Genomic DNA, 22,513 nt, shown 5'->3' on the forward strand with positions numbered 1-22,513 from the left:
GACCACTGCGTGTGACGCACCCGCGACAAGGAGAGTGGCCCCAGCACTGAGCTGGGGCCGCTTATGAAGGGCTTCTGCTGACTGCCGGCGTTCAGCGCTCCCGGGTACGCCCGGGAGACTGCCCCCCCCAGACGTGCGCGACCGCTTCCTCCACACTTTTCACGCCGGCCACGCCGTCCAGGCCGGGCGGCACGATCAGACGGGAGTACCCGGCACGCCGCGCCTCCTCCGCACGCCGCAGGGACGCCACGGTGCTGCGCACCTCGCCCGCGAGGCCCACCTCGCCGAACACGACGACGTTGTCCGGCAGGGCGCGGCCCACCACGGCGGAGTACACTGCCAGCGCCACCGCCAGGTCCAGGCCCGGGTCCGGCACCTTCAGGCCGCCCGCAAGGTTCACGTACACGTCCAGGCCGCCCAGCGTCAGGTCCAGCCGACGTTCCAGCACCGCGAGGACCACGTCCACGCGCCGGGCATCCAGGCCCACCACCACCCGGCGGGCGTTGGGGTAGGGGGTTTTGCTGGCCAGGGCCTGCACTTCCAGCAGCATGGGGCGCTGCCCGTCGATGGTGGCGGCCACCACGCTGCCCGGCACGCCCACGGGCCGTTCGGCCAGGAACGCAGCGCTGGGGTTCTCCACGGCGATCAGGCCCTCTGCACGCATTTCGAACACCCCCAGTTCGCCGGCCTGCCCGAACCGGTTCTTCACGCTGCGCAGCAGGCGGTATGACCCGACCGTTTCCAGGAAGACGGTGGTGTCCACAATGTGCTCCATGACCTTCGGTCCGGCCACCGTGCCGTCCTTGGTGACGTGCCCGACCAGGACGGTGGCCGTGCCGGTTTCCTTCGCGGCGCGGGTGAGGAGGGCCGTGCCGTCGCGCACCTGCGCCACACCGCCCGGCGCGCCGTCGCCTTCCACCGTGACCGTCTGGATGGAATCCACGATGCACAGGGCCGGCCGGTGCTCCTGCATGAGGGCGGCCACGTGCTCGGCGCGGGTGTCACGGGTGAGCTGAATGTCCGCGGTGACGCCCAAGCGGTCAGCCCTCAGCCGGATCTGCTCCAGGGACTCCTCGCCGGCGACGTACAGGACCGTACCGCCTCCGGCCGCCACGCGGTCAGCGACCTGCAACAGCAGGGTGCTTTTGCCGATGCCGGGTTCCCCGCCGATCAGGGTGACGCCCCCCGCGACCAGACCGCCGCCCAGCACGCGGTCCAGTTCGGGAATGCCGCTGGGCGTGCGGGGCTCCTCCCGCCGGCCCACGCCGGACAGCGGGGTGAGTTTGCCGCCCACCACACCTCCGTACGCACCGCGCCCGGAGGCCGCCGTGACCGCCGGGACTTCTTCCTCGAAGGAATTCCAGGCCTGACAGTTCGGGCATCGGCCCAGAGGTTTGGCGCTGGTGTACCCGCAGCTGGTGCAGACGTAGCTGGTGCGGACCTTAGCCACGCACGCCCGGGCGGCCGTCCGCCCGCCAGTACAGGCCGTCTTCCGTGGCGAGGTAATCCCCATCGAGCAGTTCGGTCAGCAGGAAGCTGGGGTCATCCATGGTGGTGTGGTCGGCCAGGATCTGCTCGGCCTGCCCCTGGTCGTAGGAGACGCCGGGTTCGAACAGGCCCGTGAGGTAGTCGAGGATGGCCAGCTGGTGGGCGCGGCGGCGGTCACTGGGCCACCCGGTGATGCGGCCGTGTTCGTCCTGGAAGTCAGCGATGCTTTTCGTCATGAGGGCTATCGTAGCGAAGTGACGGCCGGGAATGGTTCCGCGGAGCGCGATTGGCTGAGTTCGCCGCGCTGGAAGGAGCCGGGGGTGCTGCCGGGCGCACGGTCGCCGCGGCACCTGGAGCGGATCAGCCTGCCCCAGATCAGGCAGGCCCAGACCAGGCAGGGGCACGGGCTGGCCGGGGGCCGCGGCACTGTTACCGCCTGCGGGTCGCGGTATGGAAAACCGCCGCGCCCAGCTGGGGGCGCGGCGGCGGGGGGAGCTGAAGGGGTCAGGCGAGGATCTGGCGGGAGGCCGCTTCCTCACCCTTCTCGAACTGAATGCTGCCCTGCCCGAGCACCACGCGCACTTCCTCGCCGTGGTTGCTGGCAAGCTCCAGGGCCAGGGGGTCCTCGATCTCCTCGCGGACCAGGGTGCGCAGCTGGCGGCTGCTGCCCACGGCGTGTTTGGGGCTGCGCGCCTTGAGTTTCCCGACGAGCCACGCGGCGATGGCCGGGTCGAAGGTGACGGTGAGTTCGCGGCTGGCGAGTTCCTCGCGCATTTCGCCCATGAGCTGCTGCGCGACCCGAACGAGTTCCTCTTCGCCCAGCGACCTGAAGCGGATCACCTCGTCGAGGCGGTCAAGGAATTCGGGCGTGAAGATGTGCCGCAGCGGCTGGTTGTTGTCGGGGGTCACCGGGCTGAAACCCACGGTGGGGTTCACGTTGAAGCCGGTGTTGCTGGTCATGATGATGATGGTGCGCCGGAAGTCCACGGTACGGCCCAGGCCGTCGGTGAGGCGGCCGTCGTCGAGCACCTGCAGGAAGGTGTTGTACACGTCCGGGTGCGCCTTCTCGATCTCGTCGAGGAGAATGACGCTGAACGGCTGCCGGCGCACCGCTTCGGTGAGGCGGCCACCCTGCTCGAAGCCCACGTACCCGGGGGGCGAGCCGATCAGTTTACTGACCGAGTGGCTTTCCTGGAATTCGCTCATGTCCATGCGGATCAGGCTGCGTTCACTGCCGAACAGGGTGCGGGCCAGGGCCTTGGCGAGGTGGGTCTTGCCGACGCCGCTGGGACCGACGAACAGGAAGCTCGCGGCGACGCGGGTGCGGCCGCCCAGGCCGACGCGGGCGCGGCGCAGGGCGGAGCTGAGTGCGCGGATGGCGTCCGGCTGGCCGTACACCTGGTCGGCGAGCTGCTGCTCGAGGTCCACAAGCTGCGCGGCGGTTTCTTCGCTGTAGATGCCGCCCATGGAGTTGATGACACTCTCGATGTCCTCGCGGGTGACGTACGGTTCGCCTTCGTCGGTTTCCGCGACGGGCAGGCCGATGCTCATGTTCAGGCGGACGCGGCTGGCGGCCTCATCGATCAGGTCAATGGCCTTGTCGGGGAAGTTGCGGCCCGGGAGGCTGCGCTCGCCGATGCGCACGGCAAGTTCGAGGGCCTGCTCGGGAATCTGCACGCCGTGGTGCTCTTCGTACTTGGGTTTCAGGCCGCGCAGGATCTGGAGGGTCTCGGCGGGGCTGGGTTCCAGGACGATCACCGGCTGGAACCGGCGTTCGAGGGCGGCGTCCTTCTCGATGTACCGGTGGTATTCGCCTGTGGTGGTGGCGCCGATCACCTGAATCTCTCCGCGCGACAGGGCGGGTTTGAGGATGTTCGCGGCGTCCAGGGTCCCTTCGGCGCCGCCTGCACCGACCAGGGTGTGCAGCTCGTCGATGAACGCCATGACCTTGGCGTTGCGGAGTTCCTCAATGATCTGCCGGAGGCGCTCCTCGAATTCCCCGCGGTACTTCGTGCCGGCCACCACGCCACTGAGGTCCAGGCTGACGAGGCGCACGCCATGCAGGTTGGGCGGGGTGCGTTTCTCATGGATGGCGAGCGCGAGGCCCTCGACGATAGCGGTCTTGCCAACGCCCGGGTCGCCGATCAGCACGGGGTTGTTCTTGGTGCGGCGCGTGAGGATCTGCGTGACGCGGCGGATCTCCTCGCTGCGGCCGATGACGGGGTCCAGTTTGCCTTCGCGCGCCCACTTGGTCAGGTCGCGGCCGTACTCGTCGAGGAAGGGCGTGGCGACCGGTTTGGCGGGTTTGGCGCCGGCACTTTCACCCTGCGCGAGGATGCGCCAGCGGATGGTGTCGACGTCCTTGGTGAGTTCCTGCAGGATGCGGAAGGCGACGCCGTCACCTTCACGGATGATGCCCAGCAGGATGTGCTCGGTGCTGGTCACCTGGGCGCCGAGCGCGCGGGCTTCGCTCGAGGCGAGTTCCATGACGCGCCGAGCCCTCGGGGTGATGCTCGGAGCGTCATTCAGGCGGTTGCCTTCGCCGCGGCCGATGATTTCCTCCACGCGGCGGCGCAGGCCATCCAGGGAGGCGCCGAATTCCCCGAGAATGCTGGCGGCGGTGCCGCCCTCACGCATGAGACCCAGCAGCAGGTGCTCAGGACCAACCATGGCGTGCCCCAGGCGGTTGCCTTCCTCTCGGGCGTAGTGGAATACGAGGCGGGCGCGGTCATCGTATCTGTTCATGGGTGACCCCCAGGGAGAGCGCGACAGGTGCGCTGAAAAGAGCGGATGGTGCGGGTGATTCCGACTGCCGCGACGGGGTGAACGTGGACCTTACCTGGTGGACAGCCTGAGTGTAGAGTATCGCCGCTGGCGGGCGCGAGGCAGGGAAAACCTTACGATCTGCACACACCTGTTCCACACGTTTGACTGTACGCCGGGGCCTCTGACGGGCTTCTTGCCTGGACCGCTACCCTGGCTGTATGAGTGACCTTCCTGCGCACGCCCGCACGGTGATTTTTGGCTCCCAGCATGACCGCATCGAGGAGCGCCTGCGGCGGCTGGATCCGGACCTGGCGCGGTATATCCGGGAGTTTGCGTACGACACGGTGTACGACCGGCCGGCGCTGGACCTGAAAACCAAGGAGCTGATGGCGTGTGCGCTGCTTGTGTCGCTGGGCAGCCCCCCGGAGTTGCGTACCCATCTGCGCGGCGCCATGAACGCAGGCGCGTCGGAGGCGGAGGTGCGGGACGCGTTGCTGCTGTGCGTGCCCTACCTGGGGTTCCCGCGGGTGGTGGCGGCGTTCGAGCTGCTGCGGGTGCACCTGGACAGCAGCGCACCGGCCTCCGAGGAGGAGGCCGGTGGCGGGCTGGAGGAGGGTTAGAACGTGCTCTTCACGCCGATGCGCGCCTTGAAAACCGTGCCGGGACGCACGAAGGTGTTGTCGAAGGTGCTGTAGGAACCGTCGTTCGTGGCGATGGTGTCGGTGTTGCCGTTGCCGTCGTCGGTGCGGATGGCGGACTTGAAGTAGTGGTCGACGCCCAGGTCGCCCACGAGGCTGAGGGTGCCGGTCAGGGCGTAGCTGACCATCACGCCCGCGCCGATGCCGAAGGCATTGCTGCTGTAGGTGGTGGCGCCGTTGCTGCCGTAGTCGGCAACGGACCGGAACACGCCGTAGCGCGCGCCGCCGTACAGGGCTGCGTCCACGCCGGGGGTCAGTTCGCCCAGGCCGTAGGTGCCGTCCAGGGAGATGACAGTGTGGCTGCCGGATTCGCTGGCGCGGCCGGCGGCCTTGGCTTTGCCGAACGTGTCATCAGGGCCGGAGATGCCGGGCAGTTCGGGGCTGTTGTCGTTGATGGCGTCACTGGCGCGGGTGTAGGCGACGCCGGCTTTTACGCCGATCGGGCCGGCCACGTTGGGCGCGTGAACGAACAGCTCGCCGCTGAGGCCGCCGGCGTACCCGCCGGTGAGGCCGAGCTCGACGCCGCTGAGGCTCTGGGCGCCGGCCGTGGCGGTGGTGGCAGCGAGGGTCAGAAGGGTGAGGGTCAGCAGGGGTTTCATGGATTCCAGCGTCGTCTGCGAACATGAGAACTACTGCTGAAGCAGTTGACGGCGGATTAAGACGCCTGAAAACATAAAGGCTTCTCTGGGGTCCCCATGAGGGTTGTATGGGAATCTGGTGGGTGGAGGGGTGTCCGGCGGGGACGGCCATGGCACGTCACCTGGTGGGATACTGGCTCGTCTCAACTGTTGCGCTTCTGCTAAACTTGAACCAAGTACAATTTAAAGGCCGGGCAGGCCAGGCGGACCTCACGCCCGCTGGCCCCGCCCCACGGAGGACCCATGAACATCCTGACCCTGGTAAGACAAGTGCCCGACGCCGAAGCCCGCGTCAAGATCAACGCCCAGCAGGTCGACCTCGAAGGCGCGACCCTGGTGATTGACGGCATGGACGAGTACGGCGTCGAAGAAGCCCTGCGCCTGCGCGAAAGCGGCGCAGCCGTTGAACAGATCATTGCGCTCGCCATCGGCCCGAAACGCAACGAGGACGCCCTGCGTACCGCCCTGGCCATGGGCGTCGACCGCGCCATTCACGTCGAGACCGAGGACCGGTTCGACGCCGTGACCCTCAGCCGCGTCGTCGCACAGATCGCGCAGACGGAGAACGTCAGCCTGATCCTGGTGGGCGGCCAGGAAGCCGACTGGGACTCCCAGGCCCTCGGCGCCGCCAGCGCCGAACGCCTCGGCTGGCCGCAGCTCACCTGGACGAACGAACTGAACATCGACGGGGAGACCCTCACCGGCCGCCACGACGTGGATGACGGCAACGAGACCTTCCGCGCCACCCTGCCCGCTGTTGTCACCACCCAGCAGGGCCTGAACGAACCCCGCTACCCCACGCTGCCGAACATCATGAAAGCCAAGAAGAAGGAACTCCGCAAGGATGACCCGGCCACCTACGGCCTCCAGGCGCGGGTCCGCACCGTGAATGCTGAGATCCAGACCCGCGCCCGCCTGAACCGCATGATTGACGGCAAGGACCCCCAGGCCGCCGCGCAGCAGCTGCTGGAGCTCCTGCGCAGCGAAGCGAAAGTCATCGCCTGACCCGCCGCACCCCGTCTCTCGCAACCCCAAAGGTGAACCCCTGATGATTCTGATCGTCGCTGAACACACCGCCGGTAAACTGGCGAAATCCACCCTGGAAATGGTCACCGCGGCCCGCGACTCGGGCCGTGAAGGGCCCATCACGCTGCTGGTCCTGGGGCAGAGCGTCGCGGGCGTCGCCACCGAGGCCGCCAGTGTCGCCGACCAGGTGCTGGTCGCGGACCTGCCGCAGCTCGCCACGTACAACGCCGAAGTCTGGGCCGCGGCCACCGCTCAGATCGCCCAGGAAGGCGAAGCCCACACGGTCATCATTGGCGGCAGCCGCTCGGGCCGCGAGTATGCGCCCCGCGTCGCCGTGAAACTCGACGCTCCCTACCTTGAGGACGCCACCCGGCTCAGCAGCAATGGCGCCGCCCTGCAGGCCCAGCGTTACACGTACCTGGCCCGCGTCACTGAAACTGTGGAGGCTGAGGGGCCCGTGATCGTCGTTACCGTCAAGCCCGGCTCCTTCGCTCCGGCCGGTGCGGCCGGGGTGGCCGGCGACCAGTACGACGTCGAACTGACCCTCCCTGCCCCCCGCGTGGAGGTCACCGGGAAGAGCGTGGAAAAGAGCAGCCGCGTGGCCCTGACCGAAGCGGACGTGATCGTTACCGGCGGGCGCGGCGTGGGCAGCCCCGAGAACTTCAGCCGGTTTGTGGAAGGCCTGGCCGACAACCTGGGTGCGGGCGTGGGTGCGACGCGCGCCGTGGTGGACGCAGGCTGGCGCCCCTACGCCGAGCAGGTCGGCCAGACCGGCAAGACCGTGCAGCCCAAGGCGTACATCGCGCTGGGCGTGAGCGGCGCCGTGCAGCACCTGAGCGGCATGGGCAAAAGCAAGAACATCATCGCCATCAACAAGGACGCCGAGGCGCCCATCTTCAAGGTCGCGGACTACGGCATTGTCGGCGACCTCAACGAGATCGTGCCGGCCCTGATCGAAGCCAGCAAACGCTGAGCTACGCCGCCAGGGGCGGGACAGGCGCTGATGCCCGTCCCGCCCTGCGCCTTTGCCGAGCCCTTCTTCAGGAGGGCCGGCTTGAGCGAGCCTTAGCATTGCTGGCCTGCGCCCTTCTTCGTCCGTGACACTGAGCGGCATGACGGACTCCCCTTCCCCACCAGGTGTGATTGTGACCGGCGCGGCGCGCGGCATCGGCCGGGCCATCGCGGAACTGTACGCCGAGCGCGGCTGGCGCGTGCTGAGCGTGGACCTGACACTGCCGCCCGCCCTTCGCGGGCAGCGGCGCGTGCGGGCGGACGTCAGTACCGCCGCGGGGCGTGAGCGGATCGCGCACGCTGCCCGCGAACTCGGGAACGCCCTGGTGCTCGTGAACAACGCCGCGTACCAGGGCGCGCACGGCAGCGTCCTGGACGTCAGTGAGCGCGGCTGGGCCCGCACGTTGAACGTGAACCTCACGGCGCCCCTGCTGCTCACGCGGGCGCTGGTGGATCAGCTGCCGCGCGGCGGGGCCGTGGTGAACGTGGCGAGCGTGCAGGGCCTGTTTGCCGAACAGGGCAACGCCGCCTACAACGCCAGCAAGGGCGGACTGGTGAACCTGACGCGCGCCATGGCGCTGGACCTCGCGCCGCACGGTCTGCGGGTGAATGCGGTGGCGCCGGGCGCGATCAGCACCGAGGCCGTGCTGGACAGCATCGCGCAGAGCGACAACCCGGAGCAGACCCGCCGGGACTACGAGGATCTGCACGCCCTGCGCCGGCTGGGCACGCCGCGCGAGGTGGCGGCCCTCGTGTACTTTCTGGGCAGCGAGGACGCCAGTTTCATCACCGGGACGATTGTGCCCGTTGACGGCGGCATGACCGCCAGCTTCATGATGGCGGGCCGACCGGTATGAGCACGGCCGTGGAGCGCAGTGGATGACATCGCGCCCCACGACCTTACAGCGCTGCCAGGGTTCAGAAGGACCGGTCGCGTTTCCAGCTCAGCAGGGTGATTATCAGCGTGAAGGCAATCATGCTGAGCACCGGGATGGTCAGGACCGTGTTCAGCGGGGAGTTCAGGCCCCACACGGGCCAGGGCGTGCCGCAGGAACTGGCGGGATCTGCCGTGCAGGCCCGCAGGACCGGCACCACACCCCACGTTTCAAGGTTCTGGTACAGGGCGACCAGCAGGCCGATTCCGGCAAGAGGCAGCGCGTAACGGCGCACCCGCAGGTCTCCGCCCAGGGCCGCCACGCCAAGAATCACCGTGAGCGGGTACATGCAGATCCGCTGGAACCAGCACAGGATGCACGGGTTGAACTGCCGGATCTCGCTGAAGTACAGGCTGCCCAGCGTGGCGATCAGGGCCACAACCCATGCCGCGTACAGGCGGTTATCGCGGGTCATGTCTTACTTGCTGGCCGCGTCGATGGCCGCGCTGACGTCGGCCATCGCGTAGGTGCTCTGGCCGCCGCTGCTCATGACTTCCTTGCCATTAACAAACACGGTGGGCGTGTGGTTCACGCCGGCCTTGTTGACCTGCGCCTCGTCGGCGTCCACGCGGGCGGCGGTGGCGTCTGAGTCCAGGCACTCAGCGAAGCGGCCCTGGTCAAGGCCCTCGAGGTTCCCGGCGAGGTCCTTCAGGCGGGTCCTGGTCGCCCACACGGTGTTCTCGTCGCCCTGCGCGCGGAACAGGATGCTCTTGAAGCTGGCGAAGGCGTCGTTGCCGCCCTGGTCGTACACGCAGCGGCCGGCCTGCGCGGCCAGTTTGCTGTCGTCGGTCGCCAGGCCACGCGTCTGCGCCAGGAACGGCCACACCAGCGAGTACACCTTGGCCTTGCCGGTGTCCACGTACCGGGTTTTCAGTTCGGGCGCGATGGTCTCCTCGAAGCTTTTGCACACCGGGCACTTGAAGTCCTCGACGACCACCACGCTGACGGGCGCACTGTCCTGCCCGATAAACGGCTGGCCGGTCAGGTCGAACGTGGCGCTCAGGCCTGCCCCGGAGGCCGGTTTGCCCTGAATCGCAAAGACCGCCAGGGCGATCAGCACCGCGGCGACGAGGGTTCCGATCACCAGGAAGGTGCGGTTGGGGTTGCCGGACTGCAGTCTGCTCATGTTGAGCGGCAGTGTACCCTCCTCTGGCCGGGTCCGGTGACCCGGCATGGCGGGCAGACCGAGCGGCGGCGCGCCAGTTCCCTCACCGGGCTGGCGCGCCGCGTGGGCCGGGTCAGGCCGGCAGGGCTTCCTGCGCGGCGCGTCGGGCGCGGGCCCGCAGGATCAGGCTCACGACGCGCCGCACGGCGCTGATGCCCAGGCCGATCAGCATGGCGATCAGCGCCGTGCGCTGGAAGGATTCACTGCCCGGCAGGGTCAGGCCGGGGTCAAGTTTGGTGCCGAACCGCCCGATGCCCAGCAGGACACCTGCGAACAGCAGCCCCGCAAACGGCAGGACCAGCAGCCCCCCGGAGTGTTTCAGGAGCAGCACGCCGGCCAGCGCGCCGCCCACCAGGGGCAGAATCACGGACCACTGCTCGGGTGGAGAAACGGGACTGAAGTACCCCAGACCGCCGAGAACCAGACCGATGTACCCGTACCAGCCGTCGAACTCGTCGGCGACGATGGTCAGGAGCACCCAGCTGAGCAGCCGCGCAGGCCACTCACCGGGCGTCCACTGGAAGTACGCCAGGGCGGCCAGGGTGAGCAGGCCACCGATCAGGTGCGCGACCGCGCGGGTGGGCGTGATGCGGGGCGGTTCGGTGTCCGGCGCGCGCCGGCGCACCCGCCGGGCCGGGCCGGGTGGAGGGGTTTCAGGGGTGGGGGTCGGGTCGGGCACGGTCATGCGCTTTCTTTCTTAGCACGGCCTTTGCGGGCCGGGGCCGCGCCGACCAGCTCCGCGTCGTCCGGGGTGGCCTTGCGGGAGGCGCGCCTGGCGGGTCTGGCGCTCTCCTCAACGGGGGCGGGGGTGCCTGCGCCGGTCCGGGCGGGCTCGATGCCCGGGACCCGGCGCAGGTACTCGCCGGTGTGGCTGGTGGGGTGCGCGGCCAGTTCCTCCGGGGTGCCGGTGGCGACGACCAGACCGCCGCGCACGCCTCCTTCGGGGCCCAGGTCAATGATGTGGTCGGCGCACTTCATGACGTCGAGGTTATGCTCGATGATCACGAGGGTATTGCCCCCCTCCACGAGTCGCTGCAGCACCTCCATGAGCTTGCGGACGTCCTCGAAGTGCAGTCCCGTGGTGGGTTCGTCGAGGATGTAGATGGTTTTGCCGGTGGGACGCTTGGAGAGTTCCGTGGCGAGCTTGATGCGCTGCGCCTCCCCGCCGGACAGGGTCGTGCTGGGCTGACCGATACGCATGTAACCCAGGCCCACGTCGCACAGCAGGGTCATCTTGCGTTCAATGGCGGGAATCGCCTCGAAGAACGTGCGGGCGTCCTCAACGGTCAGGTCGAGCACGTCGGCGATGGTCCTGCCGTTGTACTTCACTTCCAGGGTCTCGCGGTTGTAGCGCGCGCCCTTGCAGACCTCGCACGGCACGTAGATGTCCGGCAGGAAGTTCATCTCGATCTTCATGACGCCGTCGCCCTTGCAGTGCTCACAGCGGCCGCCTTTCACGTTGAACGAGAACCGGCCGGCCTGGTAGCCGCGCCGGCGCGCTTCGGGCGTGCGGGTGAACAGGTCGCGCACCTCGGTGAACACGCCGGTGTACGTGGCAGGGTTGCTGCGGGGCGTGCGGCCGATGGGACTCTGGTCGATCTCGATGACCTTATCGAGGTGGTCCATGCCTTCGATGCGTTCGTACCGGCCGGGGGTGGTCTTCGCGCCGTTCAGTTCCCGCGCGAGCGTGGCGTGCAGGATGTCGTGAATCAGGGTGCTTTTGCCGCTGCCCGAGGGGCCGGTCACGACGGTCATGGTGCCCAGCGGAATCTCGATGCTGACGTTCTGCAGGTTGTGCTCGCGCGCGCCGATGACCTTCAGCTGGCGGCCATTGCCGCGCCGGCGGTGGGCCGGCACCTCGATCTTCTGCTCGCCGCGCAGGTACTGGCCGGTGAGGCTGTCCTTGTGCGCCCGCACCTGTGCGGGCGTGCCCACCGCGACGACCTGGCCGCCGTGCACGCCAGCGCCGGGCCCCATGTCCACGAGGTAGTCCGCTTCCATCATGGTGTCCTCGTCGTGTTCCACGACGATCAGGGTGTTGCCCAGGTCACGCAGGTTCTTCAGCGTGCCGATCAGTCGGCCGTTGTCCTTGGGGTGCAGGCCGATGCTGGGCTCGTCCAGGACGTACAGCACGCCGGTGAGGCCGCTGCCGACCTGCGTGGCGAGCCGGATGCGCTGCGCCTCGCCGCCGGACAGAGTGTTCGCGGTGCGGTCCAGGCTCAGGTAGTCCAGGCCAACGTCCACGAGGAACTTCAGGCGGGTGCGGATGGCTTTCAGGATCGGGGCGGCCACCGCGGCGCCGAACTCGTTCAGGGCGTACTCGTAATGGCGGGGACCGTGGGCTTTTGCGGTGCCACCCAGGTGGCCTTTCAGGAAAGGCTCAATGGCCGCGTGGGTGAGGTCACGGTCCTGCAGCTGCCGGAAGAAGGCGTCGGCGTCCAGGACGCTCATGCCGCTCGCCTGCGAGATGTTCAGGCCGCCGACCCGCACCGCGAGAATCTCAGGTTTGTAGCGGGTGCCGCCGCAGGTGGGGCAGGGACGCAGTTCCATGAGTTCTTCCAGCTTCTCGCGCATGAATTCCGACTCGGTGTCCGCGTAGCGGCGTTCCAGGTTGGGGATCACGCCCTCGAACTCGGTCATGAACCGCATCGTTTCCTTCCCGGCGCGGCGGTACACCACCTCGAACGGTGCGCCCGGGCCGTGCAGGATGGCGTTCTGCGCCGCCTTGGGCAGGTCACGCCACGGGGCTTTCACACTGAAGCCCAGGTGCTCAGCCAGAGCCTGCAGTTTGTCCCAGTAGTACACGCCGCCGCCGGTGCCTTTTTTGCTCCACGGGAGAAGGGCCCCCTCCGCGATGGAGAGCTTCTCGTCGACCACGAGGTCCGGGCTGAATTCCCGCTTGCTGCCCAGGCCGGCGCAGTCGCCGCACGCGCCGTACGGGGAGTTGAAGGAGAAGGACCGGGGTTCGAGTTCCTCCAGCACACTGCCGTGCTCGGGGCAGGCGAACTTCTCGGAGTACAGTTCCTCGTGCGCGCCGCCGTCCTCACCGGCGTCGGGCAGCAGGACGCGCAGCAGGCCCTCACCGCGGCGCAGGCCGAGTTCCACGCTCTCCGCGATGCGGCTGCGGTCACCCTCACGCAGGGTGACGCGGTCAATGACGACGTCCACGTCGTGCTTTTCAAACTTTTCGAGCTTCAGCTTCTCGGCCTCGTCGAGTTCGTAGAGGGTGCCGTCCACGCGCACGCGGGAGAAGCCTTCGCGCCGCAGGTCCGCGAAGAGTTTGCGGTACTCGCCTTTGCGGCCACGCACGACCGGGGCGAGCAGAATGGCGCGCTTCTCCGCGAAACTCGACAGCAGCCGGTCCGTGATCTCGCTGGGGCTCTGCTTCTCGATCTTGCGGCCGCACACCGGGCAGTACGGGGTGCCCACGCGGGCGTACAGCAGCCTCAGGTAGTCGTGAATCTCGGTGACGGTGCCCACGGTGGAGCGGGGGTTGTGGCTCGTGGTCTTCTGGTCGATGGAGATGGCCGGCGACAGGCCGGTGATGCTCTCCACATCGGGTTTTTCCATCAGGCCCAGGAACTGGCGCGCGTACGCCGACAGGCTCTCCACGTAGCGGCGCTGGCCTTCGGCGTAGATGGTGTCGAACGCCAGGGTGCTCTTCCCGCTGCCGGACACGCCGGTGATCACGATGAACTGATCGCGCGGCAGTTCCACTGTGATGTCCTTGAGGTTGTGTTCCTTCGCGCCCTTCACGATCAGGTTGTTCTGCAAGGTGGGTTCTCCTCGAACAGTGCGGCCAGGACAGCAGATATCAGGGATCACCGGGCCGCCGGGGGTTACGTTGAATGCGTAAGGTAGGCCCTGCGCTTCAGAAACGAGACAGTCTAGCAGGTCATGCCACCAGGGCACCAGTGGCCCCCATGAACCTGCCCTTCACGCCCGGCCGCGCCCTGCAGGACGGCCGCTTCTGTCCGGTTTCCGCCGCCCGCAGTTCAGGGCAGGGTCAGCACCCGCACGTTTCCGTCCCGGGCACTGAGGTAGTTCAGCTGCCGGCCATCCGGACTCACGCTCCAGTCGCTCTGCCGCACCTGATCCCCCAGGTCGCCCAGGGTGCTCCAGGTGTTCGCCCTGGCGTCGTACTGCCGCAGCACGTGCGCGCCGCCCGCCGCCTTCAGAGGAATGAGCAGCAGACGCGACCCGTCACGCCAGCGGTAGGAGCCGTAATCGTTCAGTTCCCGCGGCGCGCCACCCGCCGCGGCCTGCACCCACAGGCCGTTGCGGGCCGCGCTGTCAAAGGCAACGGTGTAGGCCACGAACCGCCCGTCCGCGCTGACCGTGACGGCCCGCAGGTTCAGCGCCTGACGCAGCACCTGCCGGGCGCCCGTGCGGAGATCGAGCGTAAACAGTTCCCGGTCGCGGTCCTGCGCGGCCCGTTTCCCGCTGAGAAGCAGGGTGGTGTCGTTCAGCCACGCGTGAATACTTCCGCCCGACAGTGTCGAGATCAGGCGCGGCGCACCGAACGCATCGGCAACGAACACCCGGGTCACGCGCCGGTCGTAGTTGCCGCTGGTCTCACTGCGGGCGTAGGCCAGCCGGGTCTCTGCGCGGGTCCAGGTGACGTCCGCTCCCCAGGTGGGCAGCGTGAAGCGCCGGCCATCCGAGAGACGTTCCAGGGTCGTCTGTTCGCCCGCACCGGGCCGGACGGCCCACTTCAGGGCCGGGGAGAAGAACGCCACGCTGGAAAACCGCCGGGTCACGGCGCCCCCCGAGGCGCTCACCTGGTACATGCCGGTGCTGCTGCGCGCCGGGGGTCCGTCCAGGAACAGCAGGGCGCGTGAATCCGGAGTCCAGACTGCGCCCGGGCAGCATTCACCGCTCAGCACCGTCCTGCCCGGCAGGGCCGCGGCCAGTGCGGCGCTGCCGAGCAGGGCGGCCAGCACCCAGACGCTCCTCACCTTGCCCCTCCCGGTGCGGGCGGCCAGGGGGTCGTGAACTCGTTCAGCAGGCGGCCCCCGCGCAGCGCCTGGGGCTGACTGCCGGGTGTCTGCCACCTGCGGGGCTGGGCCAGGTTGTACTCGTAGCCGCGGCCGAAACTGCCGGCCAGCGCCAGGGTGTTCCAATCCGCCGCTATGTACGGCAGCGGATTGAAGAACCGTTGGTGGGCGCGGTCACGCAGTTCCAGGTGCAGGTGAGGCGCGCTGACGCACGTGCCCTGCGAGTCGCCGCTCTGCCCGATCACCTGCCCGCGCGTGACCCGCTGACCCACCCGGAGCGGCGAACGGACACGCAGGTGGCCGTACAGGCTGGAGAGATTCCCGGCGTGATCAACCACCACGTTGTGCGGCGGGCTGCCGTGGGGGCCGTCCACCTCGGCCACCACACCGTCCCCGATGGCCACGACCGGCGTGCCGCACGGCGCGCTGAAATCCAGTCCTGCATGGATGCCCTGCAGGTTCCCGTAGGTGCTGCGCCGCTGCCGGTACGCGCCCGTGGTGTTCCCGTAGCCCTGCCCGAGGAGCCAGGTGTCAGGCCCGGGCGGCCCGGCGAACGGCAGGCCGAACTGCCCCCTGGGCGGCGCGGCGGCACCCAGCGGCAGGGGCGCGGCGTAGTGGGCCAGCGCCACCCCCAGAAACGCCACGGGCAGCAGCAGCAGTCGACGAGCGGACATACCCGATGGTGCCTGCTGCGCGTGGTTTTCAGGGTGCCCCCCGCTACCATCTGCGCCGCCCCGCGCCGGTCAGGCGTGGCGGCGCAGCAGGATGCTCTTGAGGTACAGGCTTTCGGGCACGCTGAGCAGGTGCGGGTGGTCGGCCGGCTGGTACGTCACGGCGATCACCTCGGCGTCCGTGTCGGCCTCGGCCGCGGCGACCCGGGCGGCGTCCAGCAGGTCATCGACGCGGATGTAGTGGGCGCAGGTGCTGATCAGCAGGTGCCCGCCGCCTTCGAGCATGCGCAGCGCCCGGGCGGCGCCGTCCGTGAAGATGCGCTTGGCGCGCGGCACGTCATCACGGCGTTTGGCGAGGGTCGGCGGGTCAAGCACAATGGCGCCGAAGGTCCGCTTTTCCTTCTCCAGCGCGGTGAGCTGCTCGAGGGCGTCACCCCAGCGCACGCCCACCTGCACGCCGTTGCCGCGCGCAGCTCCTTCCAGCGCGCCCAGCGCGACATTATCCTTGTCCACGGCGACCGCCTTCGCCCCGGCCTTCGCGGCGTGCAGGCTGAACCCCCCGGTGTAGGAGTACACGTCGAGGAAACCGGCGCCGGGCCGCACGAGGGTGCGCATCAGGCGGCGGTTGTCACGCTGATCCAGGAAGAACCCGGTCTTCTGGGCGTCCATGGGGTTGAAATGCAGGTTGAGGTCGTTCTCGAAGAACTCCACGCGTCCCGGCACGTCGCCCCACAGGGTGCCGGTCACGAGTTCCAGGCCCTCCTTGCGGCGCTCGCCGGTGTCGCTGCGCTCGTACGCGCTGGCCGCGCCCGTTTCATCCCGCAGCGCCCGGATGATCAGGTCACGGTGCCGCTCCACCCCGGCGTTGCGCAGCTGCACGCCCAGCACAGTGCCGAACTGGTCGGCGATCACGCCGGGCAGCCCGTCCGCCTCGGCGTGCAGAACCCGCTGGGCGTTCGTGTCGGTGATGTGCCCGGCGCGGCGTTCCAGGGCCGCTTTCACGCGGGCGCGGTAGAACTTCAGGTCAATGTCCTCGTCGCGCCAGGTGAGCAGCCGCAGGGGCGTGGCGCCCTGCGGGTTGAAATACCCGCGCGCAATGATCCTGGTGCTGTCGGGCCCCTTGACGTTCACGACCTCACCCGGCTGGATGCCGTCGTCGGCGCGGGCGATATCGCCGGTGTGCCCGAACGGGTAGCGGCCGGCGATGCGGCGCACCGCCTGGGGTTGCAGGGTGACGCTGGGGGACTTCTTCACCGCCGCAGCCTACCAGAGGCACCTTCCTGTAACGGGTCGCGGTGGTACCCTGCGCGCCATGACGCAGCAGAACCGACAGCGGGGCGAGGCGACCGGCACCAGCAGAGGCACTGGGCGCGTGGCGGCGTTCCTACAGACGTGCCGGGGAGCGGGCGCAGGTGCCCTGCGCGCTACCGGACCAGCGCAGGAACAGGGGGCGGCGCCCCGCGGCGTCCCTCGCGCAGAATTCAAGACCCGCGGCAGCCTGACTGTCTCGGCCGTGCTGGGCGCTGCGGTTCTCTCGGGGTGCGGGCTGATCCCCACGCCCAGCGTGGACGTGAAGGACACGCGCCTGTCCCTGCCCTCGAGCGGCGCACTGAACGGAAAGGTGGTGTACCTCGAACAGGACGCGCTGGCTGGGAATACCGTGCCGGCCGTGCTTCAGCAGATTACCGTGACGGGCAGCGCGACGTACCGGACGCCGGGTCTGGGTACGTTGAGCAGCGTGAACATGTATGTGCGTCCCAACCTGACCCTCCTGCCCGCCTCGTGCAGCGCGTCGCCGGCCACGGCCACGGCCCCGCGCATGGTGGTGTGCGACGCTGCGGGAGAACAGGCGCAGTTCGTGGGGACGCTGTCGCTGAAAGCCGGGCAGGCCACGCCGTTCTCGCTGGGCGGGCCGGCGCTCGACAGTGCCGCGAAGGGTGGGCATGGGTACTTTGGCATGGCGTTCACCGCCGGGCAGAGCGTGTTCGGCGACACGCTGAGTCTGAGTGGCATGAAGGCCAGCGCCCGCCTGTAACGCCTGGATCAGGCACGTGATGTGGGGGCAGAGCCGGGCCTCCGGTCCCCCACACGGGGTTCATCCAGGCAGGCTGAGTCCCCGTTCTGACGGAGCGTTTCTGCGTTTCAGCCTCCCGTTCCGGTCACGCGGCCCGGTTCATGAAGAGGGATGGTGCCGTGGCTCCTGATCTTGTGACAGGCGGTGCCCTAGCGTCAGGTGTGCCTCACAATGCCGCTGCCCGCCTGCGCCACGCGGGCGTCACCGTCCTCCTGGGCCTGCTGGGGGCCGCTGCCGCCAGCCCCGCCACTGACCTGTTTCAGGCGGCGACCGATCAGGTGCGGCGCGACTACTACGGCTGGGCCACGGGCTCCCTGGACGACCTGATTCCCCGGTTTGCGGGTCAGCTTAGCGAGCGCTGCGCGGCGCAGACCGACACGTGCTCCTTTGAGACGGGCCGCGCCGTGCTGACCGACCTGTTCAGCGCCTTTGGCGACGCGCACACCAACGTGCGGGATCCGGAGGGCGCCCTGCGCCTTCAGGAACAGCAGCAGAACCGGCCGGTCCCGCGGACGGGCGCCCGCGTGGTTCGTGTCGAGGGGGGCCTGCTGGTGGTGTCAGTGATGCCCGGCAGTCCTGCCTCTGAGGCCGGCGTGCGCGTCTTCGATCTGCTGACCAGCGTAAACGGTGAGGCGGCCGGAAAACGGGCCGGGCAGAACGCCCCGGTCGGTCCGAACGAATTCATTCGTCTGGAACGCACCGCGCAGCCTGTGCAGGTGACGCTGCGCCGCCCGGGCACAGCGGAGCTCACCCTGAGCCTGGGCACGCGCCCTCTACAGGCCCGGGACGAACCGACCCTCACCTGGACGGGCGTGGACCGCCGCACGGCCCTGATCACCTACCCCACCTTCCTGCCGCGCGACGCCTCCGAGCTGTTCCTGAAACGCGTCCAGGAGGCGCAGGCGGGCGGTGCGCAGGCCCTGATCGTGGACCTGCGTTACAACGGCGGCGGCAGCCTGAGTGAATGCGTCGCGGCGGCCAGCGTGTTCACCCCCGTGGAGTACCGCACGCAGTACCGCACGGGCAGCGCGATCTACGCGGGACTGGAAGGGCAAGAGGTGCGCCCACAGAGCCGGCGGCCCGCGCCGGACCGCGCGGTGTGGCATGGTCCCGCCGCGGTCCTGGTGGGCCCGAACACGGCGTCCTGCGCGGAGGTGTTCACGTTCTACGCCCAGCGGGCCGGGGTGCCGGCGGTTGGCGAGAGCACCAAGGGCGTGGGGAACAGCGGCGTGATCTTCCAACCTCTTCCCGACGGTGGTGTGGTGTCCGTCACGATCCTCCGGGCATTCGGCCCGGACGGCCAGCCGCTGCCGGACCGCGTGCAGCCGGACGTGCTGGCCCCCACAGACCTGAACGCCCTGATGACAGAGGGCCGTGACACCACCCTGGAAGCCGCCCTGATCACCGTGTCGCAGGTGCAGGGACCGCGCCTGCCTGCGCGGCCGTAACGGCCCGGCCGGGTCAGCGCACCCAGCGTTTCATGAGGGTCACGAGGCGCTGCGGGGTGACATTGCGGTACTCCACCCCGCTCACGCGGACCAGCGGGGCGTCCTCGGCAGGCACCGCCGGGCCGCACTGCGAGAGGACGAGTTCCACGTTTCCGTCGGCCGTAACCATGCCAGGACTGATGCGCAGAGCAGTCCACACGGCGTCCAGCAGGTCCTCGCGTTGATCGATGGTGAGGTGTTCAGTACAGATTTCCAGGCGCGTGACGGGCACAGTCTCAGTCTCCTTCGGGCCGGGTCATCCTAGAGCAGTTCCGCGGTGGCCGCCACCACGGCGCACCCAGCCGGTACAGTTGCAGGCGTGACCGTCTCCCCCGCCCCGTCCGTGCCTGAGCAGCGCGCCGCGCTGCTCGGCGTGATCGTGACCGTGATCATCTGGGGAGGGAACGTGGTGCTGCTCAAGGCCCTGCTCGGGCACCTGAACGCCGAGACCATCAACGTGGGCCGGTTCCTGATCGCCGGCACGCTCCTGGTCACGCTGGCGGTCCGGGCCCATGGCTGGCCCAGCTGGACGCGCCGCACCTGGTTGACCGTGGCGGGCGTGGGGCTGGTGGGCAACAGCCTGTTCCAGGCGCTGTTCCTCACCGGGATTCACCTGTCGCCGGCGGGCGTGTCCGGCGTGGTGAACGGTCTGGTGCCGGTGCTGGTGCTGCCGCTGGGCCTGCTGCTGGGCGTGAAGGTCACGCGCCGGCAGGCCGGCGGCGTGACGCTGGCCTTTGCGGGCCTGCTGACCCTGCTGCTCCTGACCCGGCAGCCGGGCGCGCCGGTGTCCCTGGCGGGGCTGGGCTGGCTGCTGCTCGCGGCGACCGCGTGGGCGGTGTACACCCTGTTCAACCGGATGCTCTCGGCGCGGGTGGGCGCCCTACCGTTCGTGGCGTTCAGCCTCGCGCTGGGGTGCGTGCCGTACCTGCTGCTGGCAGCGCCGCACGTGCATCTGCGCGGCACGCCGCCCCTGGCGTTACTAGGCGTGGCGGTCAGTGGCTTGGGCGCGAACGTGATCGCGTACCTCGCGTGGGCGCGCGGGACGCAGGTGCTGGGCGCGGCGCGCACGAGCGTGTGGAACACCCTGGCGCCCGTGATTGCGCTGCTGCTGGGCGCCGCGACGCTGCATGAGCGCCTGCCGCTGTCGGTGTGGATGGCCGCGGGGGTGATTCTGGTGGGCGCGGCGCTGGCGAACTGGCCGGCCCGCACGGAGCGCAGCAACACCCCCGCCACGTAGGCGGGGGCGCGGCCCCGGGGCAGGGGATCAGCTGGCGTTCGGGTGGCGGTCGGTGTCGTGCAGCTGCACGGGTATGCCGCGCCGCACGCGCAGGTTCAGCAGTTCTACGCTGATGGCGAAGCCCATGGCGAAGTACGTGTAGCCCTTGGGAATCTTGAAGCCGAACCCGTCGGCAATCAGGTTCACGCCGATCAGGAGCAGGAAAGACAGGGCCAGCATCTTCACGGTCGGGTGGGCCTGCACGAATTCCCCGATCGGCCGCGCGGCGACCAGCATGATCAGGACGGTCACCACGACTGCCGCGACCATCACGCCGAGGTCATCGGCCATGCCCACCGCCGTGATGACGCTGTCCAGGCTGAACACGATGTCCAGCAGCATGATCTGCCCGATGAGCGCCGCGAAGTTCGCACCGGCCACACGCATGGAACTCATTTCGCCGTGGGGGGCGCCGGGTCCTTCGAGTTGCTCGTGCATTTCCCTGACGGCTTTGTACAGCAGGAAGAGTCCGCCGAGGATCAGGATGAGGTCGCGGCCGGACAGGCCCATGCCGAACAGGGTGAACAGGTCCTCTTTCAGGCGGTAGATCCAGCTGATCGAGAAGAGCAGGCCCAGGCGCATGATCATGGCCGCGAGCAGGCCGATGGTGCGGGCGCGCTGCTGCTGTTCCGGCGGGAGTTTCCCGGCGAGAATCGAGATGAAGATCACGTTGTCGATGCCGAGCACGACTTCGAGAAGCAGAAGGGTGGCGAAGGCCAGCCAGGCCTCCGGCTGGGTCACCCAGGTAAACAGTGATTCCATTGTGTCACTCCGCAAAACAGAAAGCGGACGCTGCCACGCACGTCCAGGATGCCGTTGGGGGTGAGGGACCCGAGTCCGCGCCCGTGCGGCGCGCCTCTGCCATGCTCCGGGACAACCAGACCACCGTTCATGCTGAATTTATGAAGGCGTCTTCATGAAGCGATTGCCGTTCCCGGCAGAACGCCGGACTCAGCGCGCCGTGGCGCCGTCCAGGTACACCGCCAGCAGCGCCCGCGCCGTCCCCTGCGGATCCGCCGGAGGAGCGCCCGTCACCAACGGGTACGTCAGGGCCAGGAACGCCCGCGCCAGCATCGCGGGCGGCACGTCCGCGCGCAGTTCCCCGCGCGCCGCCGCCTCCTCGAACAGCTGCGACAGCCCCCCCACCCACACCCGGCGGTACTCCTGCTCGAACGCGGCCCGGCGCGCCGCACTGACGTGCCGCAACTCCCCGGCCAGCTGCAGCCCCACCCGCTGCTCCGGCGCGCTCGCCAGCAGCTCGTACACCAGGGTATCGAGCTGCAGCCGGATGCCCACCTGCGAATAGGCGGCCGCCACCAGGCGGCTCAGGCCGGCCAGCGTTCCCTCCAGCATGGCCAGGAACAACGCCTCCTTGTCGGCGTAATGGTGGTACAGCGCCGGTTTCGTCACGCCGACCGCCTCGGCCACCTCGCGCATGCTCACCCCGTGATACCCACTCTGCACGAACAGCCGCGCCGCCTCCTGCTGAATGCGGGCGCGGGTCGTATCAGGCACAGCGGGAGAAGACACAGGAGGGACCGTCATCACCCCGCATGATAGCGGCCCCACACCCCTGGCAGCGCCCTGACACAACGGCGTACAGTGAAAAGCGTCACACCCCCAACGCCCCCTTTCAAGGAGACCCCATGCGCCGAGTCCTTCCTGCCGTCGTCCTGTCCGTCGCTCTGGCCGCCTGTTCACAGCCCCCCCTTCCCACGGCGAGCGACTACGCTGCACGCCCCGAACTTCAGGACGCCGGCAGCCAGGCCATTCTGGCCCGCTACGGCAACGACCCCGGCCTGATCGCCGCGCTGCAGGAAGCGTACGGCGAGCGCCCCACCACGCTCACCTACCCCAACGTGCCCGCTCTGGGCGCGCAGGACTACGTCACCGACCGCCTGGAGTACGTCAAACGCACCGGGTGGGGCACCGTTCCCAATTACAACAGCCAGTACGCCGCGTACAGCAGCACGAGCCTCCCCTACACCGGCCTGGACTGGAGCCGCGACGGGTGCAGCGCCCCCGACGGCCTGGGCCTCGGCTACCGCGAGGACTTCCGCCCGGCGTGCAACGTCCACGACTTCGCGTACCGCAACCTGAAGGTGTACCAGCGCACCGACGCTAACCGCCTGACCAGCGATGAGGTGTTCTACACGAACATGAAAGTCATCTGCGCCGCCAAGAGCTGGTATGCCCGCCCCGCGTGCTACAGCGCCGCGTACACGTACTACCAGGGTGTTCGGGTGGGCGGCAGCAGCAACTTCTGACGTACCGGAACCCC

General features: G+C 68.9%; 22 protein-coding genes. 8 read left to right on the top strand and 14 right to left on the bottom strand.

The window, feature by feature from the left end; translation table 11 throughout:
• Positions 1-91: 91 nt before the first annotated feature.
• The 3 genes from radA to LAJ19_RS08660 all read right to left on the bottom strand — a co-directional run bounded on the left by radA (position 92) and on the right by LAJ19_RS08660 (position 4,233).
• Positions 92-1,450 (bottom strand): DNA repair protein RadA, encoded by a 1,359-nt coding sequence (radA, locus tag LAJ19_RS08650; protein WP_225475365.1) that lies wholly within the window; start codon positions 1,448-1,450, stop codon positions 92-94.
• The gene (locus tag LAJ19_RS08655) at positions 1,443-1,724 is read right to left on the bottom strand and encodes a DUF2087 domain-containing protein (RefSeq protein ID WP_225475366.1); all 282 of its coding nucleotides are present in this window, start codon (positions 1,722-1,724) and stop codon (positions 1,443-1,445) included. The genes radA and LAJ19_RS08655 overlap by 8 nt, the downstream gene beginning before the upstream one ends.
• A gap of 268 nt (positions 1,725-1,992) precedes the next feature.
• Complete coding sequence (locus LAJ19_RS08660; protein ID WP_225475367.1) at positions 1,993-4,233, bottom strand: ATP-dependent Clp protease ATP-binding subunit; 2,241 nt, start codon at positions 4,231-4,233, stop codon at positions 1,993-1,995.
• A 239-nt stretch (positions 4,234-4,472) separates the two neighbouring features.
• On the opposite strand from LAJ19_RS08660, the gene LAJ19_RS08665 reads away from it, so the two are divergent.
• A complete protein-coding gene (locus tag LAJ19_RS08665) occupies positions 4,473-4,874 on the top strand; it encodes a carboxymuconolactone decarboxylase family protein (protein ID WP_225475368.1) in 402 nt (133 codons plus the stop codon).
• On the opposite strand, the gene LAJ19_RS08670 is transcribed toward LAJ19_RS08665, so the two are convergent.
• Positions 4,871-5,551: a hypothetical protein gene (locus tag LAJ19_RS08670; RefSeq protein ID WP_225475369.1), complete on the bottom strand. Its 681-nt coding sequence runs from the start codon at positions 5,549-5,551 to the stop codon at positions 4,871-4,873. The two genes, LAJ19_RS08665 and LAJ19_RS08670, sit on opposite strands and share 4 nt — an antisense overlap.
• Before the next feature lie 282 nt (positions 5,552-5,833).
• Between LAJ19_RS08670 and LAJ19_RS08675 the strand changes: the two genes are divergently transcribed.
• The 3 genes from LAJ19_RS08675 to LAJ19_RS08685 all read left to right on the top strand — a co-directional run bounded on the left by LAJ19_RS08675 (position 5,834) and on the right by LAJ19_RS08685 (position 8,484).
• Entirely contained in the window at positions 5,834-6,595 is a 762-nt protein-coding gene (locus LAJ19_RS08675; RefSeq protein WP_225475370.1) for an electron transfer flavoprotein subunit beta/FixA family protein, read from the top strand.
• A 43-nt stretch (positions 6,596-6,638) separates the two neighbouring features.
• On the top strand, positions 6,639-7,589 hold the full coding sequence (locus LAJ19_RS08680; RefSeq protein ID WP_225475371.1) for an electron transfer flavoprotein subunit alpha/FixB family protein: 951 nt from the start codon (positions 6,639-6,641) through the stop codon (positions 7,587-7,589).
• A gap of 139 nt (positions 7,590-7,728) precedes the next feature.
• Positions 7,729-8,484 (top strand): SDR family NAD(P)-dependent oxidoreductase, encoded by a 756-nt coding sequence (locus LAJ19_RS08685; RefSeq protein WP_225475372.1) that lies wholly within the window; start codon positions 7,729-7,731, stop codon positions 8,482-8,484.
• A gap of 61 nt (positions 8,485-8,545) precedes the next feature.
• Here the strand turns inward: LAJ19_RS08685 and LAJ19_RS08690 are convergent, their stop codons facing one another.
• The 7 genes from LAJ19_RS08690 to LAJ19_RS08720 form a co-directional block, all read right to left on the bottom strand.
• Positions 8,546-8,977: a disulfide bond formation protein B gene (locus tag LAJ19_RS08690; RefSeq protein WP_225475373.1), complete on the bottom strand. Its 432-nt coding sequence runs from the start codon at positions 8,975-8,977 to the stop codon at positions 8,546-8,548.
• A gap of 3 nt (positions 8,978-8,980) precedes the next feature.
• Positions 8,981-9,688, bottom strand: coding sequence for a DsbA family protein (locus LAJ19_RS08695; protein ID WP_225475374.1), 708 nt, complete (start codon positions 9,686-9,688; stop codon positions 8,981-8,983).
• Positions 9,689-9,800: 112 nt separating this feature from the next.
• Positions 9,801-10,412: a hypothetical protein gene (locus LAJ19_RS08700; protein WP_225475375.1), complete on the bottom strand. Its 612-nt coding sequence runs from the start codon at positions 10,410-10,412 to the stop codon at positions 9,801-9,803.
• Complete coding sequence (gene uvrA / locus LAJ19_RS08705; protein ID WP_225475376.1) at positions 10,409-13,501, bottom strand: excinuclease ABC subunit UvrA; 3,093 nt, start codon at positions 13,499-13,501, stop codon at positions 10,409-10,411. Before uvrA ends, LAJ19_RS08700 begins: the two co-directional genes overlap by 4 nt.
• 221 nt (positions 13,502-13,722) lie before the next feature.
• Positions 13,723-14,685, bottom strand: coding sequence for a TolB family protein (locus LAJ19_RS08710; protein ID WP_225475377.1), 963 nt, complete (start codon positions 14,683-14,685; stop codon positions 13,723-13,725).
• Complete coding sequence (locus LAJ19_RS08715; RefSeq protein WP_225475378.1) at positions 14,682-15,398, bottom strand: M23 family metallopeptidase; 717 nt, start codon at positions 15,396-15,398, stop codon at positions 14,682-14,684. Before LAJ19_RS08715 ends, LAJ19_RS08710 begins: the two co-directional genes overlap by 4 nt.
• A gap of 69 nt (positions 15,399-15,467) precedes the next feature.
• Complete coding sequence (locus LAJ19_RS08720; RefSeq protein ID WP_225475379.1) at positions 15,468-16,649, bottom strand: class I SAM-dependent rRNA methyltransferase; 1,182 nt, start codon at positions 16,647-16,649, stop codon at positions 15,468-15,470.
• 58 nt (positions 16,650-16,707) lie between these two features.
• On the opposite strand from LAJ19_RS08720, the gene LAJ19_RS08725 reads away from it, so the two are divergent.
• A complete protein-coding gene (locus LAJ19_RS08725) occupies positions 16,708-17,430 on the top strand; it encodes a hypothetical protein (protein WP_225475380.1) in 723 nt (240 codons plus the stop codon).
• Positions 17,431-17,630: 200 nt separating this feature from the next.
• On the top strand, positions 17,631-18,917 hold the full coding sequence (locus LAJ19_RS08730) for a S41 family peptidase (protein WP_225475381.1): 1,287 nt from the start codon (positions 17,631-17,633) through the stop codon (positions 18,915-18,917).
• A gap of 13 nt (positions 18,918-18,930) precedes the next feature.
• Here the strand turns inward: LAJ19_RS08730 and LAJ19_RS08735 are convergent, their stop codons facing one another.
• Complete coding sequence (locus LAJ19_RS08735; RefSeq protein WP_225475382.1) at positions 18,931-19,188, bottom strand: NAD(P)H-dependent oxidoreductase subunit E; 258 nt, start codon at positions 19,186-19,188, stop codon at positions 18,931-18,933.
• A gap of 87 nt (positions 19,189-19,275) precedes the next feature.
• Here LAJ19_RS08735 and LAJ19_RS08740 point away from each other — a divergent pair, with 87 nt between their 5' ends.
• Positions 19,276-20,193 carry a DMT family transporter gene (locus tag LAJ19_RS08740; RefSeq protein ID WP_225475383.1) on the top strand — a complete coding sequence of 306 codons (918 nt, stop codon included), beginning with the start codon at positions 19,276-19,278 and terminating at the stop codon, positions 20,191-20,193.
• A 27-nt stretch (positions 20,194-20,220) separates the two neighbouring features.
• On the opposite strand, the gene LAJ19_RS08745 is transcribed toward LAJ19_RS08740, so the two are convergent.
• Both LAJ19_RS08745 and LAJ19_RS08750 read right to left on the bottom strand, forming a co-directional pair.
• Positions 20,221-20,994 (bottom strand): TerC family protein, encoded by a 774-nt coding sequence (locus LAJ19_RS08745; RefSeq protein WP_225475384.1) that lies wholly within the window; start codon positions 20,992-20,994, stop codon positions 20,221-20,223.
• A gap of 189 nt (positions 20,995-21,183) precedes the next feature.
• The gene (locus LAJ19_RS08750) at positions 21,184-21,777 is read right to left on the bottom strand and encodes a TetR/AcrR family transcriptional regulator (RefSeq protein ID WP_225475385.1); all 594 of its coding nucleotides are present in this window, start codon (positions 21,775-21,777) and stop codon (positions 21,184-21,186) included.
• A gap of 101 nt (positions 21,778-21,878) precedes the next feature.
• On the opposite strand from LAJ19_RS08750, the gene LAJ19_RS08755 reads away from it, so the two are divergent.
• Positions 21,879-22,499 carry a phospholipase A2 gene (locus tag LAJ19_RS08755; protein WP_225475386.1) on the top strand — a complete coding sequence of 207 codons (621 nt, stop codon included), beginning with the start codon at positions 21,879-21,881 and terminating at the stop codon, positions 22,497-22,499.
• Positions 22,500-22,513 lie beyond the last annotated feature (14 nt).

This window comes from Deinococcus taeanensis (genome assembly GCF_020229735.1).
Taxonomy (GTDB): Bacteria; Deinococcota; Deinococci; order Deinococcales; family Deinococcaceae; genus Deinococcus; species Deinococcus taeanensis.